Annotated in this window: 12 protein-coding genes and 1 tRNA gene; 9 read left to right on the forward strand and 4 right to left on the reverse strand. The window is 57.7% G+C overall.

What is annotated here, in order from left to right; genetic code table 11:
• Positions 1-1,732: hypothetical protein (locus PHW69_06675; protein ID MDD4004874.1), on the reverse strand; the 1,732-nt coding region annotated here is incomplete at its 3' end.
• A 119-nt stretch (positions 1,733-1,851) separates the two neighbouring features.
• On the opposite strand from PHW69_06675, the gene PHW69_06680 reads away from it, so the two are divergent.
• The 6 genes from PHW69_06680 to PHW69_06705 all read left to right on the forward strand — a co-directional run bounded on the left by PHW69_06680 (position 1,852) and on the right by PHW69_06705 (position 8,627).
• Positions 1,852-1,924: transfer RNA gene (locus PHW69_06680), tRNA-Pro, on the forward strand.
• Between the two features lie 36 nt (positions 1,925-1,960).
• Positions 1,961-2,815 carry a diaminopimelate epimerase gene (gene dapF, locus PHW69_06685; GenBank protein ID MDD4004875.1) on the forward strand — a complete coding sequence of 285 codons (855 nt, stop codon included), beginning with the start codon at positions 1,961-1,963 and terminating at the stop codon, positions 2,813-2,815.
• An 8-nt stretch (positions 2,816-2,823) separates the two neighbouring features.
• Positions 2,824-4,860 carry an NlpC/P60 family protein gene (locus PHW69_06690; protein ID MDD4004876.1) on the forward strand — a complete coding sequence of 679 codons (2,037 nt, stop codon included), beginning with the start codon at positions 2,824-2,826 and terminating at the stop codon, positions 4,858-4,860.
• The gene (locus PHW69_06695; protein MDD4004877.1) at positions 4,817-6,592 is read left to right on the forward strand and encodes an ABC transporter substrate-binding protein; all 1,776 of its coding nucleotides are present in this window, start codon (positions 4,817-4,819) and stop codon (positions 6,590-6,592) included. Before PHW69_06690 ends, PHW69_06695 begins: the two co-directional genes overlap by 44 nt.
• An 11-nt stretch (positions 6,593-6,603) precedes the next feature.
• Complete coding sequence (locus PHW69_06700) at positions 6,604-7,380, forward strand: hypothetical protein (GenBank protein ID MDD4004878.1); 777 nt, start codon at positions 6,604-6,606, stop codon at positions 7,378-7,380.
• A 53-nt stretch (positions 7,381-7,433) separates the two neighbouring features.
• On the forward strand, positions 7,434-8,627 hold the full coding sequence (locus PHW69_06705) for a DUF1343 domain-containing protein (protein MDD4004879.1): 1,194 nt from the start codon (positions 7,434-7,436) through the stop codon (positions 8,625-8,627).
• A 183-nt stretch (positions 8,628-8,810) separates the two neighbouring features.
• Here PHW69_06705 and PHW69_06710 read toward each other — a convergent pair whose 3' ends face one another.
• A complete protein-coding gene (locus tag PHW69_06710) occupies positions 8,811-9,332 on the reverse strand; it encodes a DNA-deoxyinosine glycosylase (protein ID MDD4004880.1) in 522 nt (173 codons plus the stop codon).
• Between the two features lie 88 nt (positions 9,333-9,420).
• Positions 9,421-11,388: an autotransporter domain-containing protein gene (locus PHW69_06715; GenBank protein MDD4004881.1), complete on the reverse strand. Its 1,968-nt coding sequence runs from the start codon at positions 11,386-11,388 to the stop codon at positions 9,421-9,423.
• Between the two features lie 156 nt (positions 11,389-11,544).
• On the opposite strand from PHW69_06715, the gene PHW69_06720 reads away from it, so the two are divergent.
• Together PHW69_06720 and PHW69_06725 are read left to right on the forward strand one after the other, a co-directional pair.
• Positions 11,545-13,083 (forward strand): amino acid permease, encoded by a 1,539-nt coding sequence (locus PHW69_06720; protein MDD4004882.1) that lies wholly within the window; start codon positions 11,545-11,547, stop codon positions 13,081-13,083.
• 188 nt (positions 13,084-13,271) lie between these two features.
• Complete coding sequence (locus tag PHW69_06725) at positions 13,272-13,859, forward strand: hypothetical protein (protein ID MDD4004883.1); 588 nt, start codon at positions 13,272-13,274, stop codon at positions 13,857-13,859.
• A gap of 65 nt (positions 13,860-13,924) precedes the next feature.
• Here PHW69_06725 and PHW69_06730 read toward each other — a convergent pair whose 3' ends face one another.
• The gene (locus PHW69_06730) at positions 13,925-15,223 is read right to left on the reverse strand and encodes a hypothetical protein (GenBank protein MDD4004884.1); all 1,299 of its coding nucleotides are present in this window, start codon (positions 15,221-15,223) and stop codon (positions 13,925-13,927) included.
• Between the two features lie 89 nt (positions 15,224-15,312).
• Here PHW69_06730 and PHW69_06735 point away from each other — a divergent pair.
• Positions 15,313-17,028 (forward strand): helicase-related protein (locus tag PHW69_06735; protein ID MDD4004885.1); only part of this gene is annotated, 1,716 nt, incomplete at its 3' end.

A 17,028-nucleotide genomic window follows, 5' to 3' on the forward strand; every position in this document is an offset into this window, starting at 1 on the left:
CACGATCAGCCATTCTAAGTTTAAGTTCGCGCGCCACATCCACCGAAACGCTTGCGGGGTTCCTGCCGGACGCCTCAATTATTTCATTCACAAGTTTCCGGAGTTCATTCAGCGTCTGATGCACTACCGGATTGGCAATTCTGCCATAGTGTTCCTCATCGGGGTTTGTATTCGGTTTTTTGAAATTTTTACCGGCATATTTCTGAGAAAATGCCTTGGCTATCACGGGTTGCGTACTGTCAGACAGAATTTCGCCATAATATGGCAAGGTGTCCCGCTGATTATTAGTTTTGCGCGTGATGTCTCCCCGTTCATAAGCGTTTTCTATTGCCTCAAAAAATGAAAGCCCGGTTTTTATGTCCGGCAAGATGATTTGACTGGCGGTCTTTCCGATTGGCGCGTAATCGGACGATAATTCGATTTCGCGCAAAGCAAAATCGGCCTCATTACTGTCAAGAGCATATTTATCTTTTAAAACCTTTCGCAGTTGCCGGTCATCACTAATCGAATTCCAATCATAAAAAAACTGCGTTTGCTGGGCTCCGGTCAAACGTTTCCAGAAATCCTGTTGTTCCAGCAACGTACCAGCATATCCTTTGATTTTCCGGACGTCCTTTGTCCTGCCTTGCAGAACCACTTCGGTATATCTTGACAACTTCAGTTCTCTGCAAACCAAAGCGTGATTTAAATCCGTTCCGGATCTTAATATTTTATATAATCGCTCTTTCTGATCCCCGGATAATGCCATGTCCGGCTTAAAATTCACTACTTTTTCACCTTCCAAATCCGGTATCGAAACCCGGATATTATTCAACGCCTCCCAAAGCCGCCGTTCCTCAACCAAAGTATGTGATTTGGGAAGCCGTTTTTCGTTTTCAAAATATGGACATTTGCCCGGTTCCGGCACAAATTTGTCATATTCAAAATCGAACGCATTTACTATGCTTTCGCAATATTCATTAGTCAGGACTGCTGGATGAAATTTTTTTTGCTGTTCCAAAATCCGATTCAATTCAGCCAAAGCAACATCTCTGGTAATTATAATTTCGTCTTTGTTGTCACGGTTACGCACAGCGGGGCGTTTTGACCGGGACGCACACTCCAGCCGTTCGGCCCACAGCAATTCCCCATAAGTCCGATAACTTTTTTGCGCCATCAGTTCGTGGACTCTATTGGCTTTCCCCTGCATTTTCTTCGCGTCGTTCCTAGTCTTTTCGTCGTCTTCCAAAAATGTCCGAACAGAACTACTGCCCCGATGATTGGCCAGATGATAAATCACGTAACCCAGTTCCTGCAATTCCAATTTTACATCGAGCGCATTTTTTCGCAAAAAATACACGTCTTTGCGTAAAATGCTTTCACAAAATCGTTTTTTAGATGTTTCACCATCGGCTGAAGTTTCTTTAAACCCTGTTTTAAACAATTCTGGCGGCAAAGGCAATGCAAGATTAGAGGCAGCAAGAACCCGCCAGAGCTTGCGCAGACGCTCTATTTTATGCCGATGCGCGTTTCGTTGCCCGCGCTTTTCACGTCTTGTAGCCGCTCCTGCGGAAGATTTAAATATACGGGACCCTATATGGACAACACTTTCCGGACTACCTTCGGAGTCTGTTGCTATAATGGAAAATCCAATAGATCCAACTCCCAAATCCAGCCCAATCCTATAATCACGATTATTAAGTTTGTTTTTTATTGCGGAATAAAAATTCCCAGTAACACTATTTTGCTTCATTTGTTCCCCCGAACACAACGTAAGATATTAATTAACCTTAAGATTTTGCCGTAAAAAAGTCAATTGTCTTTCTCCTTTATATATGGCTTTGGCTTTTGTAAGATATAGAGGCTGTTTTTCGGGGCATAGCTCAAGTGGCAGAGCGCCTGCTTTGGGAGCAGGAGGCTTCCGGTTCAAGTCCGGATGCCCCGATACAATTTCCCGCATCGCCCGGACGGTTGTTCAGCCATGCCAGACTTTTTCAAATATCACGCGCTCGGAAACGATTACATCGTGATTGATCCCGCCGTGTCGGATTTCCCGGTGACCGAAAAACTGGCCGCCGCGCTCTGCGCCCGCCATACCGGCGCGGGCGGCGACGGCGTGCTTTACGGCCCCTTCTTCAACGCAAACGGTCTGCCCGAAGTGAAAATTTTCAATGCGGACGGGTCGGAAGCGGAAAAATCCGGCAACGGAATCCGCATTTTCGCAAAATACCTGCGCGATCGCGCAATAGCGGACGCTGACTCGTTTGTCATCGCCACGCTCAGCGGCGAAACCCCCGTGGCCATCGGGCCGGACGATATCGTTTCGGCCGACATGGGCGCGCCGTCATTCAATTCAGCCGACGTGCCCGCCTCAGGCCCGGCACGCGAAATAATCAGCGAACCCGTCGAGCTCGACGGTGAAACTTTCCGCGTTACCGCATTAAGCGTAGGAATACCCCACTGCGTGGTTTTCCTTGACGAAATTTCGCCGGAACTGGCCCGCCGGTTCGGCCCGCTGCTGGAAACCCACGTCATGTTTCCACGCAAAACCAATGTGCAGTTCGCGCGGCGTATCGCAGCGGACAAACTGGAAATCCAGATCTGGGAACGCGGCTCGGGCTATACGCTGGCCTCGGGCAGTTCGTCGTGCGCGGCTATGGCGGCAGGCCGGCGGCTGGGCCTGCTCGAAGACAAGGTGTCAGTAACCATGCCCGGCGGCGCGGTGACGGTAACGGCCGGCGGCAACGGCCGGCTCACACTCTCCGGCCCGGTAACCCCGGTATTTTCGGGCGAGTTCAGCCCGGAGTTCAAATCGGCGCTTGACAGGCTATGCTGAGGATTATCATGACAGCAACCCTTCTCTCTTTCATTCAATCCGGCCTCTGCCACGCCGGGAATTTCTGCAAACAACTCTATCCGTCCTGCACGGCGGTTTTCGTAAACGCCGCCGAACTCAAAACCGCGAAAACCGACAACCTCGAAAGGCGCGAGCTGCCGGACGGGCTTTTCAGCGTAATCCGCGCGGCAGGCGGACGCAAATCAAGCGGCACGCTGCAATCGGGCGTGATAACCGCAGCGTTCCCGTTTGACCGGCTGGTGCTTTCAGTAAACGCGTTCCTGCCGCCGAAAAGTTTTCTCCTGGCGGAAATTCAGGCCGGCACGACGGATAAAACCGGGAAACCGGTCTGGAGCCGCTGGTACAGGATCGGAAAATTTAATCCGGAGGGCGCGTCCGCGAGTTTCGGCCCGCAGCAAGACGCGTTCGGAGCGGTTGACACCGATCAGCTCGTGCTGAAAACAAGAATGCGCTTCTGCCGGTTCCGGGTGACTATGCAAACGCGCAGCATCATCATGCCGGTTCTGCGGCTGGCCGCGCTGAATTTTTCCGACAGCGGAGCTGGCTACTCTCAGCGGCAGGCCGTGAAATCGTTATCCGCGGTGTTCCCCGGCAGGCCCGGCTGGCTCAACCCTGTACGCGATCTCGCCGTGCCGGCCCGCAGCCAGCGCGGGGAAAAAGAACTGGATGCCGACAGCATCTGCAGCCCCGTTTCGCTCGGCATGACTATGGAATATTTCGGCGCCAGGCTCACCAACACCGAAATAGCCGGCCGGGTGTATGACGCTAAAACCGACATTTTCGGCAACTGGTTCTTCAACACTGCCTACGCCGGCTCGAAAGGGCTGTATTCGTTCGTGGAAAAATTCAACTCGCTGGCGCAGGCCGAGCGCGCCGTCGCGCTGGGTTATCCGGTAACAGCCAGCATAACGTACGGCAGCGGCGGGCTGAAAAACGCGCCGGTCAACGCCACGAAAGGACACCTCGTGGTCATCCGCGGTTTTGACGCGCGCGGCGGCGTGCTGGTGAACGACCCCGCCGCGGAAAAAGAAAAAGACGTGCCCCGCCGCTATCAGCGCGCGCAGTTCGCGCGAGCGTGGCTGAAAAACAAAAACGGGCTGGCCTACCGGGTGGAAAACCGGTTTCCGCGCGTGATGCGCATAGGCGTCCCCCTTGCCGGCCTGCACAGTCAGCCCGGCGCGGACGGCAAACCCGGCGCACTGCAATCGCAGTTTTTCCTTAACGAAGCGGTGCTGGTGAAATCCTTCAAAAACGGCTGGGCCGAAGTGGAAAGCCTTGAGCAGGGCTATTACACCGGCGCGCCCTGCGCGGACGATATTGACTCCTGCTGGCGCGGCTATCCCGGCTGGGTGAAAGCTGACACGCTTGGCTGGGGTTCAGCCTATGGCTACGCTTATACTGTAGCAAAACCCGAAACCGAAGCCATCAGCCTGCAGGACGGAAAAGAAAAGCCGGTGAAACTTTTCATGGGCACCCGGCTGTGCCCGCTCACGCGGTCCGCGCCGGCAAAAAAAGGCTACACCACCGTCGCGCTGCCGGACTGCGCGCCGCTGTTTGTGAAAACCAGGGATCTGCTGGCCTGTCCCGAAGGGCTTGACCCGGCCGGACTGCGGCGCGGAGCAGCGGAACTGGCGCGCGTATTCGAGAACGCTGCGTACCGGTGGGGCGGGCGCACGATAAACGGGATAGACTGTTCCGGCCTGGTCAATCTGGTTTACCGGGTATACGGAATCAACCTGCCGCGCAACGCCGACGCGCAGTACCGGGCGACGCCGGCCGTTTCACCCGGTGAACTTGAGCCGGGCGATCTGGTTTTCGTGTCGAAAAAAAACGAGCCGGGCGAAATGGAGCACGTTCTGCTCTACACCGGCGGTGAAGATTTGATAGAAGCCTGCCGCAACAAAAAACAGGTCGCCGAAACAACGTTTAAAAAACGGTTCGGCAAGAAACTGAAAGATCTGAAACAGGGAGAACAAACCGATGGGCACAGCATCCATTTCCGCAAAGCTGTCAAAGACAGTTAAAATAACGCTGGCCGGCGCGGGCCTGCTTGCCTTGTGCGCCGGCGCGTTCGCGGCGGCAAAAAACCCGGGAATGCTCGTATACGCGCACCAGGGCGAGCCGGCTTCGCTCGACCCGGTATATCCGTATGACGGCGTGAGCCAGGGGATAATTTTCAATGTCTATGAAACGCTGATCGCATTCAAAGGCCCGTCGCTTACGGAGTATGTGCCGGTACTGGCGGAAAAAATTCCGTCCGCGCAAAACGGCCTGATTTCAAAAGACGGGCGCACCTACCGTTTCCCGATAAAAAAAGGGATAAGGTTTTCCGACGGCTCGCCGCTCACGCCCGACGACGTGCGCTACTCGCTGCTGCGGTTCATGCTCACCGACCCGGCTGGCGGGCCGGCGGTACTGCTTCTGGAACCGATCCTCGGAATATCCTCCACGCGCGACGACAAAGGCAAACCCGCCGTGAATTTTGAAGACGCCGCGGCAGCCGTCACGGTTGACGGGCAGGATGTCGTTATCAGGCTCAAGACTCCGTTCGCGCCGTTTCTCTCGATCATGGCGCGCTGGTCTTATGTGATGAACCGGAAATGGTGCGCCGCGCAGGGCGAATGGGACGGCTCGCCCGGCAACTGGGAAGAATTCGCCAACAAAGACCGCGAAAAATCCGGCCTGTTTGACAAGATGAACGGCACCGGCCCTTACCGGCTTGCCCGCTGGGACCGCCAAAGCCGCAAAGTGTTTCTGGACGCCAACCCGGCTTACTCGGGCAAACCTCCGGCGATAAAAAGAATAGTGCTGGCCACCGTGCCGGAGTTCGGCACGCGCCGGCTTATGCTCGAAGCGGGCGACGCGGATATAATAGACGTGCCCACCACTTTCGCCGATCAGCTGGCCGGCATGAAAAACGTGGTGGTGGAAAACAATCTGCCGCGCCTGAAGACCGATCCGGTGTTCTTTTTCGTGTTCAAGGTAAACGGCGAGGGCAATCCGGACATAGGATCGGGAAAACTCGACGGACAGGGTATCCCGCCGGATTTTTTTTCCGAGCCGGACGTGCGCCGCGCGTTCGCCTGGTCGTTTGATTACAGCGGGTACCTGAAGCAGGGCCTGAAAAACCGGGCGGAACCCGCCATCGGCTGCATTCCGCCGGGTCTGGCGGGTTACACACCGGATATCCGGCATTATTCTTTCGATCCTCAGAAAGCCGAAACCTATTTCCGCAAGGCGTATGGAGGAAAACTGTGGAACACGGGCTTCAAATTCACGCTCACCTATAATCTGGGCGGAGAGGTGCGCCAGCTGGCGGCGGAAATACTTAAACGCAACGTAGAGAAACTGAACCCGAAATTCAGGATCGAGCTGCGCGGCCTGGAATGGGCCGCGTATCTGGACAAGGCACAGAACAAAATGATGCCGCTTTTCACGCGCGGCTGGACCGGTGATTATCCGGACGCGCATAATTTCGTTTTTCCGTTTCTGCACAGCCGCGGCCGCTACGCCTCGATACAGGGTTATTCAAACCCCCAACTGGACACGCTGATTGAAAAAGCGGTGCGGGAACAGTCGGCGGCGAAACGGCGCGCGCTGTACCGGCAGATCCAGAACACCGGTTTCGGCGATGCGCCCCAGATTTACACCGTGCATCCTGTCGGCCTGTACGCGCGCCGGGCGTGGCTCCGGCACTTCACCGACAACGCCGTTTACATGGGCGTATGGTTCCACCCGCTCTCAAAAAAGGAATGACGGAGGCATCAATGAAATTGAAAACCGCTTTAACGCTTGCGGCATTGCTCTCGGTCCCCGCGGTTCATGCCGGCGCCGATATAAACGTGTGCGATCTGTCGGCGCTGGGCAAGGATAACGCGGTACGGACACTGCACGACAGGAACGCGCGGGCCTGGGTGGCGTTTTCCGGCGCCGACGCAACCGCGCTGTGCCTTTACACCAGCAAATACCTGCTTTTTCCCGAGCCGCTTAAAACACTCGCCAGAGTGACCGCGACGGACACGGAACTGACCGCCGAATTTTCCTCGGCCGGAGCGGTAACCGCCTACCACATTCCGCTTGCCGGGCTGAACGCCAGAATACAGCCGTACCGCGGCGAAACAGCCGGCCTGCTGTTCAGCTACCTGACCGTAGCCAGACCCGGCGCGGGCCCGAGTCTGGTCGGAGTGCAGCCGGATTCCGGATTTTCCGCGAATTTCAAAACCGCGCTGGGCGATTACGCGAAAACCAACTGGCTATGGAACAGCGAAAAAGTGCGGAAAAACGTGGCGGCGGCGGTGGAAACCATGCGCAAAAAAACACCCGGGCCGGAACTGCAGGCATGCGCGCCGAAAGCGGAAATCCGGCTCGCTTTTTCCCGCGCCTATCTTTCGAAATATATTGACGCGGTCGCCAGAAAGGATAAAACCGTTCTGGCCGCGTTTTCCAGGCCGGCGGTAACGTTCGTCTGCACCGGCCCGAACCACGGCAGCCAGCCGCCGCGCACCGTGCTCACGCTCGCAGCACTGCTCGACAGCTTCAAATAATACGCTTTGCCAGGCCGCGCGGACGCGCGCGGCTTTTGCCTTGCAATAAAACCATGAAACATATATTTTCTCTGGCCTCTGCGCTGCTGCTTTTTTCGCCCGGACTTTCCGCCGCCGTAGACTCCGGGCTGGACGTCCTGATCGCGCAGAACTTCAAACCGCTTGCCGGCAAACGGATCGGCCTGATCGCCAATCAGACCGCCGTGACAAAAGACGGCCGCCCGATAGCGGACGTTTTCGCCACCGCGCCCGGCATAACGCTCGCGGCGATATTCAGTCCGGAGCACGGTTTCTCCGGCTCCGCCGAGGGCGGCGCGCATGTGGCTGACTCAACTGACACGGCGCACGGCGTGAGAATTTACAGCCTGTACGGGAAAACGCGCCGGCCCGCGCCGGAAACGCTGAAAGGGCTCGACGCGCTGGTTTTCGATATCGCCGACGTGGGCGCGCGCTTCTACACCTATCTCACCACCATGGGTTACGCGCTTGAAGCGGCCGACAGAGCGGGACTGGAATTTTTCGTGCTTGACCGGCCAAACCCGGCCGGCGGAGCTATAGTGGAAGGCCCCGTGCTCGACCCCGCCATATCCGAATTCACCGCCTATTTCGCCGTGCCAGTCCGCCACGGTTTCACGCCCGGAGAAATGGCGTTGTTTCACGCCGCCGCCATGAAACTGAAAACCAGACCGCGGGTGATCGTAATGAAAGGCTGGAAGCGCCCGATGTTTTTCGCCGAGACCGGCTTGCGGTGGATCAATCCGTCCCCCAACATCCGCAACCCCGACGCCGCCATAATGTACAGCGGAACAGGCTGCTTTGAAGCGTCGAACCTGTCGGTCGGGCGCGGAACCGACAACCCGTTCATGTGGATAGGCGCACCGTGGTTCGATCCCGAAAAAACGATCGGGCCGGTCCTGCGGGAAAAACTGGACGGCGTGGAATTTAAAAAAGTCACGAAAACGCCCGCCGCCGATCTCTACGCCGGACAGGCCTGCCCCGGCATGGAATTGCGGATAACAGATAAAAACCTGCTGCGGCCTGTCGAGCTGTTCGTCGCCATCGCCTGCGCCCTGCGCGACACGGGCCAGCCGGTTGAATTCAGATGGTCCGGCATGAAAAATATGACCGGCAGCACCCGGTTTGAAGAACTTTACAAAACCGGCGCGTCCGCGCGGGACATCATGGCGGATTTCGACAGGTCGAACCGCGCATTCGTAAAAACCCGCAGAAAATATCTGCTCTATTAACATTCCGGCGTGGTCCGGGACGCGGTAGGCGGGCCGCACCGCGCCATGTTTTACAAAGGGCATGCGCGGCGGCGGTATATGCGCAGGACACTCAAGCGCGCAATCAAGCGTTGTCCTTATGCGGCAAACTGCCCGGCGCGCGCACCGGTATAAACCAATCTCCCGTTGCCGCGCAAAACCGGTCTAACCCGGCTCTTCAGCCAGGCCCGGCATGATTTCGCGTTTCCACAGCGCGGTTTTCTGAGCCGCGGAAAGTGTCGCGTAAGCGGGGCTGGTGGATGGCAGTTTCAAATACCGCAGCTTCCCGCAGTCAGGCCCCAGTGCCGGCAGGACATACCGGTTATAACAGGCCTGGGCTTTCGAGCCGTTAAAAAACACCGCCGTTATGCTTTTATGCGCGCGGAAAAAAGATTCAAAATCGTTCGCCCGCGCGGTTTTCATGTCAATGGCCGAATCGGCGCTGCCGCGCCGCGCGCAATAACCCAGCACATCCCATAGCGCAATGCGGTGCTTTTTCAAAAGCGCGAGCCGGGCGCGATATGACAGCGGGGCCCGCGCGCCCAGAATACACTCCATAACCGGCCAGAACGAATTGCGAGGATGCGCGTAGTACTGCCCGGCCCGAAGCGAAGCTTCGCCCGGCATGCTGCCCAGAATAAGCATTTTGGAACGGGCGTTGCAGACCGCCCCGAAACATTCCGCCATTTCACTTCGCTCCAGCCGCACGGCCCGCCCGATTTTGAGCAGCCGTAACTTTAAGCCGACGACGTCCTGGCCGACTCCGCCAAAAACGTTAAAACGCTATCGAATACTGGCCGGAAACGATCGTGCCGGACACATTTTCCAGAGCCTGCCTGCGCAGGCTCACACCCACGCCAAGCCGCTGGGTGCCGGAGAGGTTGTAATAAGCGGTCAGACCGCCGACAGCGCGGGCTTTTGTAACGGCGGGAGCGTCCTGTTCAAAAGCGCCCAGCGTGTCTATCGTGCCGGAATAACCGTTAAGATCGCTGCTGATGTCATATTCCAGTCCGCCGCCCGCCTCAAAACCAAACGCTTCGGATAATTGCCGTTTGGCGCGCACGCCCAGCAGAACTGTCGTCTGTTTCTGGGTTATTTTGTTGTAAGTGACGGGGAATGCGGCACCCGCCGTTTCGGTATAGGCGCGCCGCAGAACTTCCGTCCAGCGCAGACCGGCGTAGGGAATGGCGCTCCAGCCAGAACCGGTCTTGAAACCGTAGCTGGCTTCGCCTTGAAACCCGGTGCTGCAGAAAGTGCTGTCGCCTTTGCCGGCCTCGGTGTTGGACAGAACGCTCCGGGTGATGGAAACGTCCGCCTCGTTCGACGCTCCTGAAAGTTTCAGCTGCGGGCCAAGGCCGCTCCCGTTATCGCCAAGAACTACGAACCCGCCGAAAAGCGGCGTTTTTTTCGCGTCGAAATTATCGGGGTTGGTGGACGAGAAAACCAGATCAACAAAAAGCCCGGCCCGAAGCCGGGGGCTTAACCGGTAACCCGCTTTAAGGGTGGAAGCCGTCTGCGCCGCGTTTGCGGTTTCGTTTCCGGCATAATGCCAGCCGCTTACGGAAAGGCAGATCCCCCTTTTATCATAAAAACCGCAGTCGTAGTCAAGACTCTGCGCCAGCAGGAAATTCTTCAGGTTCAGCAGCGAATCGAGCTGCCGGCCGTTGTTCGCGATGGCGGTTTTCGTATTATCCACATCGGTCATCTGAGTGCGGTAGGCGAACGCGTGCCAGGCGGAATCCCCCGCGGTCTGGCTTTCGCCCACGATTACGGACCCGTCGGAAGAAACCGCCCGCGCCACGGAACCGCTGCCGCCGAGCGTGCCGATATCCGTCATCGTGCCGCTCACATATTTAAAGGCGTGCGACACGGCATCTCCGGGAATATTGCTTTCCCCCACTATAACACGGCCGTCGCCGGAAATGCCGCGCGCGCGGGAGACGGTGCCGCCCAGCGTGCCGATATCGGTCATGGAGCCGCCGGAATACTCGAACGCATGAACGGCGGTATTCCCGGTGATGGCGCTATAGCCCGCGAGCACGGCCCCGTCGTCGGACACCGCCATCGCATAAGCGTTTGAACCGCCGAGCGTGCCGATGTCGGTCATTACACCGCCGGAATGCCTGAAAGCGTGCCGGTCGCCGCCGGCTACCGCGCTGTACCCGGCAATGGTGGAGCCGTCGGCCGAAACGGCATACGCGGTGGAAAGAGTGCCGCCCAGCGTGCCCAGATCGGTCATGGAACCGCCGGCGTACCTGAACGCATGTATGCCGGCATCTCCGGTTGTCCAGCTTTCGCCCACTATTACCGACCCGTCGGAGGACGCATCCCAGGCGGCGGAACCGCTCCCGCCCAGCGTGCCCAGATCGGTCATTACGCCGCCGATGTATTTGAAAGCGCGGGAAACCGCGTCGCCCGCAATGTCGCTATAGCCCACCGTAACGGTTCCGTCAGCCGAAATCCCCAATGCGTACGAATCGGAGCCGCCGAGCGTGCCGATATCCGTCATCGTGCCGTTGGCGTAACTGAACGCGTGGGTGTTTCCGCCGGCAATCACGGTTTCTCCAACAACAATCCGCCCGTCTGCTGAAACATTGCGGGAAATCGAATTGCCGGCGCCCAGCGCGCCAAGATCCTCAAATTCCGCAGCTTTCGCCAGCTTTGACACGCACAGCACCGCAGTCAGCAGCGCCAACAATTTCAAGCAGCGGCAAGAACGGCGCGACAGTATTCCTCTGGACATAGCTTCTCCTGAACAATGGTTTGCATAAAAAATCACATAAATATAGCATTTTAAAAGCCGCTGGTCATTTCAGGCAGTCAAGACGCCGTTTTGCATAACGTGTTTATAAAAGATAATATGTAACACGTTGAATCAGTCCGCCGCAAAGGAAAGGCAATGAAACAAAAACTTTTCGCAAGAAAATCCATACATGACCTGATGTGCCAATCGTCAGACGAAAAGCACTCGCTCAAACGGGTGCTCGGCCCGCTTGATCTGACCATGATAGGAGTGGGCGGCATTATCGGAGCCGGCATTTTCGTGCTGACCGGGCAGGCCGCCGCGCAGTACGCGGGGCCGGCCATAATCATTTCCTTTATCATATCTGCCGTCGCCTGCGCGTTCGCGGGCCTGTGCTATGCGGAATTCGCCTCGATGATCCCGATAGCGGGCAGCGCGTATACTTACGCCTACGCCACGATGGGCGAGTTTGTGGCCTGGGTGATCGGCTGGGATCTGGTGCTGGAATACCTGTTCGCCGCGTCAACGGTATCGGTAGGCTGGTCTGGCTATGTGGTAAGCTTTTTAAAGGATGTGGGCCTGCAGCTTCCGCCCCAGCTGATCGCCGCGACCGGGACAAAACTTGTTGAAGTGCCCGGACAGGGCTGGCAGACGCTGACCGCCGAACTGGCAAAAACCCTTTCCGCGACCGGGATAAACGCGGACGCGCTGCCTCATGTTTCCGCGTTGTTCAATCTGCCGGCCATGCTGATAATAGCGGCCATCACCTGGCTGCTGGTGCGCGGCATAAAGGAATCCGCCAAATTCAACGACGCGATAGTGCTGGTGAAAGTGGGCGTGGTTCTGCTGTTCATAATATTCGGAGCGGCTTATATAGTGCCGTCCAACTGGCAACCGTTCATTCCGCCCAATACGGGCGAATGGGGCCATTTCGGGTGGAGCGGCATCATGCGCGGCGCGGGTGTCATTTTCTTCGCCTACATAGGTTTTGACGCGGTTTCGACAACGGCGCAGGAAGCGAAAAATCCGCAGAAGGATATGCCTGTGGGCATACTGGCTTCGCTGGGTGTCTGCACGGTTCTTTACATAGCGGTGGCGCTGGTTCTTACCGGCATCGTCAAGTACAACCTGCTGCTGGTGCCGGACCCCATGGCTGTCGGCGTGGACACCGCGGGACAGGGGCTTTACTGGCTGAGGCCGTTCGTCAAACTGGGCGCGATAGCGGGCCTCAGTTCGGTTGTGCTGGTAATGTTGATGGGCCAGCCGCGCATATTCTTTTCGATGGCGAATGACGGGCTTCTGCCTGAAGTCTTCCGGCGCGTGCACCCGGTTCACAAAACGCCGCACATCACCACAATCCTGACCGGCGCAGTGGCCGCCATTATCGCCGCGATGCTGCCGATCAATATTTTAGGGGAACTGGTTTCCATCGGCACACTGTTCGCTTTCGCGATAGTGTGCGTAAGCGTGCTGGTGCTGCGGTATAAAAACCCCGAACTGGAACGTCCCTTCAAAACGCCTTTCGTACCGCTTGTGCCTATTCTTGGCGCGCTGGCCGCGCTGGCGCAGATGGCGTCGCTGCCGTTTGATACCTGGCTGCGGCTCATTATCTGGATGGCGATAGGCTTCGTCATTTATTTCAGCTACGGCATAAAACACAGCGGACTCAGAGCCTGCTCCCCGCCCGGCAAGTAAGTGGGATTTTTAAATGAAAAGCGCGGCGCAAGCCGTGCCCTTATGTCAAAATCAGCCGGCTGATCCGGCAGGGCCCAACCGCACCATGGGACTTTTATCACTGTACAGTCAGGCGCAAGGGTGATAAACTGTTATGAGTGAGACTGGTCTTTTGCACAAGCCAATTGAAGTGCTCGGGAGAGAATAAAATGAAAAAACTGATTTATCTGGCATTAATGGCGATGATGTTCCCCTGCCTGGCTGCCGCTGCGGAAGCAGAGCTGGCGGCTTCCGCTCCGAAAGAGCTTTCGGTTTTCTTTAAGCAGACGGCGCATTTTGCCGTCCCCGGCGCAAGCGCGGGACTGGAAGCGGATGTCACGAAAGCCAACATGAAGAAACTGGTTCAGAACAACAACCTGCAAGTCATCAAGCATGGCGCACGGCTTTACGCTATCTCGGTCACCAGCGGCGAAACCCCGGAAACCGTGATCGAAACATTGAAACGGAGCAACATAGTCATGTCGGCCTGCGTGCGCACCAGAACCAGCTACCGCAGACTGATTACCGTGGTGTTTAAAAAAACCGTAACGGTGGAAACCGATAACGGGCTTTCGTTCAAAGCGCAAGTCAACGATGACGAAAAAGCCGGCCTGCTTGCCAAATACGGCCTGTGCATTACCGACGCGTACAACGCCGAAACCTTTGCCGCCGTAGTGCCGCAGGGCCAGACCGGCGCGGATATCGCAACCCAGCTGGCGAATGAACCGCTTGTCAGCCGCGCTTCGGCTCAACAGTAATTCCTTGAAATGAAAAAATCCCCTTCTCTTCCGGGAAGGGGATTTTTGCGTTTAAAACCCGGCAGTTACGGATCAGCCTGTTTCTGCGCCAGGCTGAAACAGGCCCATAGCGCCGCAAGCAGAACAGCCGCGTGCAGAAATTCCGCATGAAAAGTAAGCCGCAGCATAAAAGGCGTGAAACTTCCCACCCCCGCATAGTTGACTAAATTCATCAGTATCGCGCAAAACAGCAAACCCGCGCGCGCCGAACCGCGCACCATGAAAAGCCAGCCGCTGAGCCAAAAAACCGCCATTATGAAAAACCAGTAATAAAGCGGGGTGCCGGCGAGCAGTTTATAGACCAGCAGCTTAATATAGGCCGCCGGCCTGTGCATGAGGATTTTTTTAGCGATTTTCATGCCGAGCGCGTCCTCATGCAGCAGACACGCGTCCGCGCCGGCCCCGGCGGGACAATAGGCGGCAAGCGAGGGCACCACAATGTCCCATACCACCGGATTAAACACGCCGGTAGAAAAACTCGCGTATGCGGCAACGCCAAGCCCGCCAAAATCCGCCGCGCGCATGCCCGCCGCTTTAACCTTGCCGTACAGATCCTCAAACGCCGCGCGCTCAGCCGGATCGGAAAACAGGGCGGCGGCTGAATCGTCCGACAGAAATAGCGCGTTCATCGCCGCATGATAACCCAGCCCCGGACACGGTTTGAAAATCCCGTGCCGCGCATAGTTGTAAACCCGCCCGAACAACGCGCTCGCGCCAAACGACAACACAAGCGCGCCCAGCAGAACAAGCGTCCTGCGCGCGTTGCGGGCGGAACAATATTCGGCCGCCACAATCGCCGCGGCGGAAAGCGGCATGAACAAAAACTGCGGCTTGATCAGAACGGAACCGCAACCCAGACAGACAAACGCCGCCAGCCACCGCGCGTCTTTCAGCGCCAGCCCCCGGCAAAGACACAGCGCCGCGAACAGAAACAGCGCGTAAGCTGCGGCCTCCGTCATGATCTGCGCGCCGATAAACCCTCCGCTGAACGGCAGCAGCGGCCATAGCAGAACAAGGTAGACCAGCATGAAAAACAAATCCGAAAGCCCGAACCTGCGCCTGATTTCAGCCGCCAGCCCGATAACGGCCGCCAACACCGCCGCCGTCTGGAAAATCACAACGGCACGCAGGAAATGCGCCGGAACAAGCAGCTTGAAAAAAGCTATCAGCAGCGGATAGACCGGCGCGCGCAGGAAGGAATCCCCGATATAACCCGCGGAATCGGGCGTAAGCGTCACCCGCATAAACGACAAAATCAAAAACAGCGCCGCATTGAACAACGCAAACGCCAGCAGCTTTTTATTCCGCCATACATTATCGAGCATGCGCATATGATATCAATTTGAACGCCGGATCCGCATCCTCCCTCGCGCCGCATTTACCGGACAAGGCCATATTTAGGATAATATAAGCCATGCAACAGTTGCCGATCCTGCAAAACGCGGACGCGATACTCAAGGCGGCTAAAACCCGCCGCCTTGTGATTTCCTCGCCGCCCGGCTCTGGAAAATCCACAAAAGTGCCGCAGCTGCTTCTGGACAGCGGCTCGCAAAAAGGCCGCATAGCGGTGCTTCAGCCGCGCCGGATAGCCGCGCGCCTGCTTGCCGAACGGGTGGCGCGGGAACGCGGCGGCGGGCTCGGAGGCGAAGTGGGATACCGCGTGCGGTTTGACGACAGAACCGGCCCCGGCACCCGCATCATCTATGAAACCGAAGGGATTTTGCTGCGCGAACTGATAACGGATCCGGCTCTAAAAAACTACTCCGCCATAATACTTGACGAATTTCACGAGCGGCACATCCACGGCGACCTTGCCCTGGCGGCCTGCCTCGCGCTTCAGAAAAGCGCCCGGCCGGACCTGCTGGTGGCAGTAATGTCGGCCACGCTGGATGAAAAACCGCTCGCGAGATATCTCGGGCCGTGTGAAATAATACAGGCGCAGGGCCGCAGCTATCCGGTGGAAATCAGCTATTGCGACAGCGCGGCCGCCAGACTGCCGGTGTGGGACTCCGCCGCCGAAACCTGCGCCCGCCTCAGCGCAGCCGCCGGCGGACACACCCTGATATTCATGCCCGGCGCGTATGAAATCGCCAAAACAGCCGCAGCGCTCGCGAAAATTCCGGCGCTGGCCGGTTTCGACATCAGGCCGCTGCACGGCGAACTGCCGGTTTCCGAGCAGAACGCCGCGCTTGCTCAATCGGCCCGCAGAAAAATCATAATCGCCACCAATGTCGCGGAAACCTCGCTCACGATAGACGGAGTGACCGCCGTGATAGACAGCGGGCTCGCCAAAATCGCGCGGTTTGACGGCGCGCGCGGGCTCAACACCCTGTTCACCGAAAAAATCGCGGCGCCATCTGCAACGCAGCGGGCCGGGCGCGCCGGCCGGGTAAGTCCGGGTGTCTGCGCGCGGCTGTGGACGGAACGGGAAAACCCGTACCGTCCGCTTGCGCTGGAGCCGGAAATCCTGCGGCTGGAGCTTAGCGAAACGCTTATAAACCTTAAGGCCTGCGGGCTGGCGGGGTTTGAGTCGCTTGACTGGCTGGACGCGCCGGACCGGCAATCAGTTCTTCGCGCGCAAGCGCTTTTGAAAACGCTTGGCGCGACCGGCCCGGCCGGCGAACTTACCGCTCAGGGCAGGGTAATGGCGCGTTATCCGCTGCACCCGCGCTACAGCCGGATGATGATTGAGGCGGAAAAACTTGGCTGCGCGCGTGAATGCGCGCTTGTGGCGGCGGCCGCGCAGGAACGCAGCCTGCGGCTGAACAGCGCGCGGCTGGACGAAATTTGCGATACGCCGCTCCGGTCCGACCTGTCCGCCATAGTCCGCGCGCTTGATTTCTGCGCGGCTTCAAATTTCGAAAGCCACGCCTGCCGCACCGCGGGACTGAACCCGGGAGCGGCCGCTTCCGCCTGCCGGGCGGCCAGAAAAATCTCGGGCGGCGCGGGCAACGGCGGCAAAAACTGGCCGGATCTGGTTTCGCAGTGTTTTCTGCGCGCGTTTCCCGACCGCGTGGCCGCATTGCTGCCCGGCGAGAGCGGACGTTACCAGTTGCCGCACGGACGACGCGCGGCGCTTGCCGCGTCAAGCGCCGCCGCCGTTGGATATAAAACAGTCCAATTTGAAGAA

Source organism: Elusimicrobiaceae bacterium, assembly GCA_028700325.1.
Taxonomy (GTDB): Bacteria; Elusimicrobiota; Elusimicrobia; order Elusimicrobiales; family Elusimicrobiaceae; genus JAQVSV01.

Excerpts from the sequence above, each read along its gene's own strand:
- dapF (MDD4004875.1), top strand. The coding sequence starts at position 1,961 with ATGCCAGACTTTTTCAAATATCACGCGCTCGGAAACGATTACATCGTG.
- PHW69_06690 (MDD4004876.1), top strand. The coding sequence starts at position 2,824 with ATGACAGCAACCCTTCTCTCTTTCATTCAATCCGGCCTCTGCCACGCC.
- PHW69_06695 (MDD4004877.1), top strand. The coding sequence starts at position 4,817 with ATGGGCACAGCATCCATTTCCGCAAAGCTGTCAAAGACAGTTAAAATA.
- PHW69_06700 (MDD4004878.1), top strand. The coding sequence starts at position 6,604 with ATGAAATTGAAAACCGCTTTAACGCTTGCGGCATTGCTCTCGGTCCCC.
- PHW69_06705 (MDD4004879.1), top strand. The coding sequence starts at position 7,434 with ATGAAACATATATTTTCTCTGGCCTCTGCGCTGCTGCTTTTTTCGCCC.
- PHW69_06710 (MDD4004880.1), bottom strand. The coding sequence starts at position 9,332 with ATGGCGGAATGTTTCGGGGCGGTCTGCAACGCCCGTTCCAAAATGCTT.
- PHW69_06715 (MDD4004881.1), bottom strand. The coding sequence starts at position 11,388 with ATGTCCAGAGGAATACTGTCGCGCCGTTCTTGCCGCTGCTTGAAATTG.
- PHW69_06720 (MDD4004882.1), top strand. The coding sequence starts at position 11,545 with ATGAAACAAAAACTTTTCGCAAGAAAATCCATACATGACCTGATGTGC.
- PHW69_06725 (MDD4004883.1), top strand. The coding sequence starts at position 13,272 with ATGAAAAAACTGATTTATCTGGCATTAATGGCGATGATGTTCCCCTGC.
- PHW69_06730 (MDD4004884.1), bottom strand. The coding sequence starts at position 15,223 with ATGCTCGATAATGTATGGCGGAATAAAAAGCTGCTGGCGTTTGCGTTG.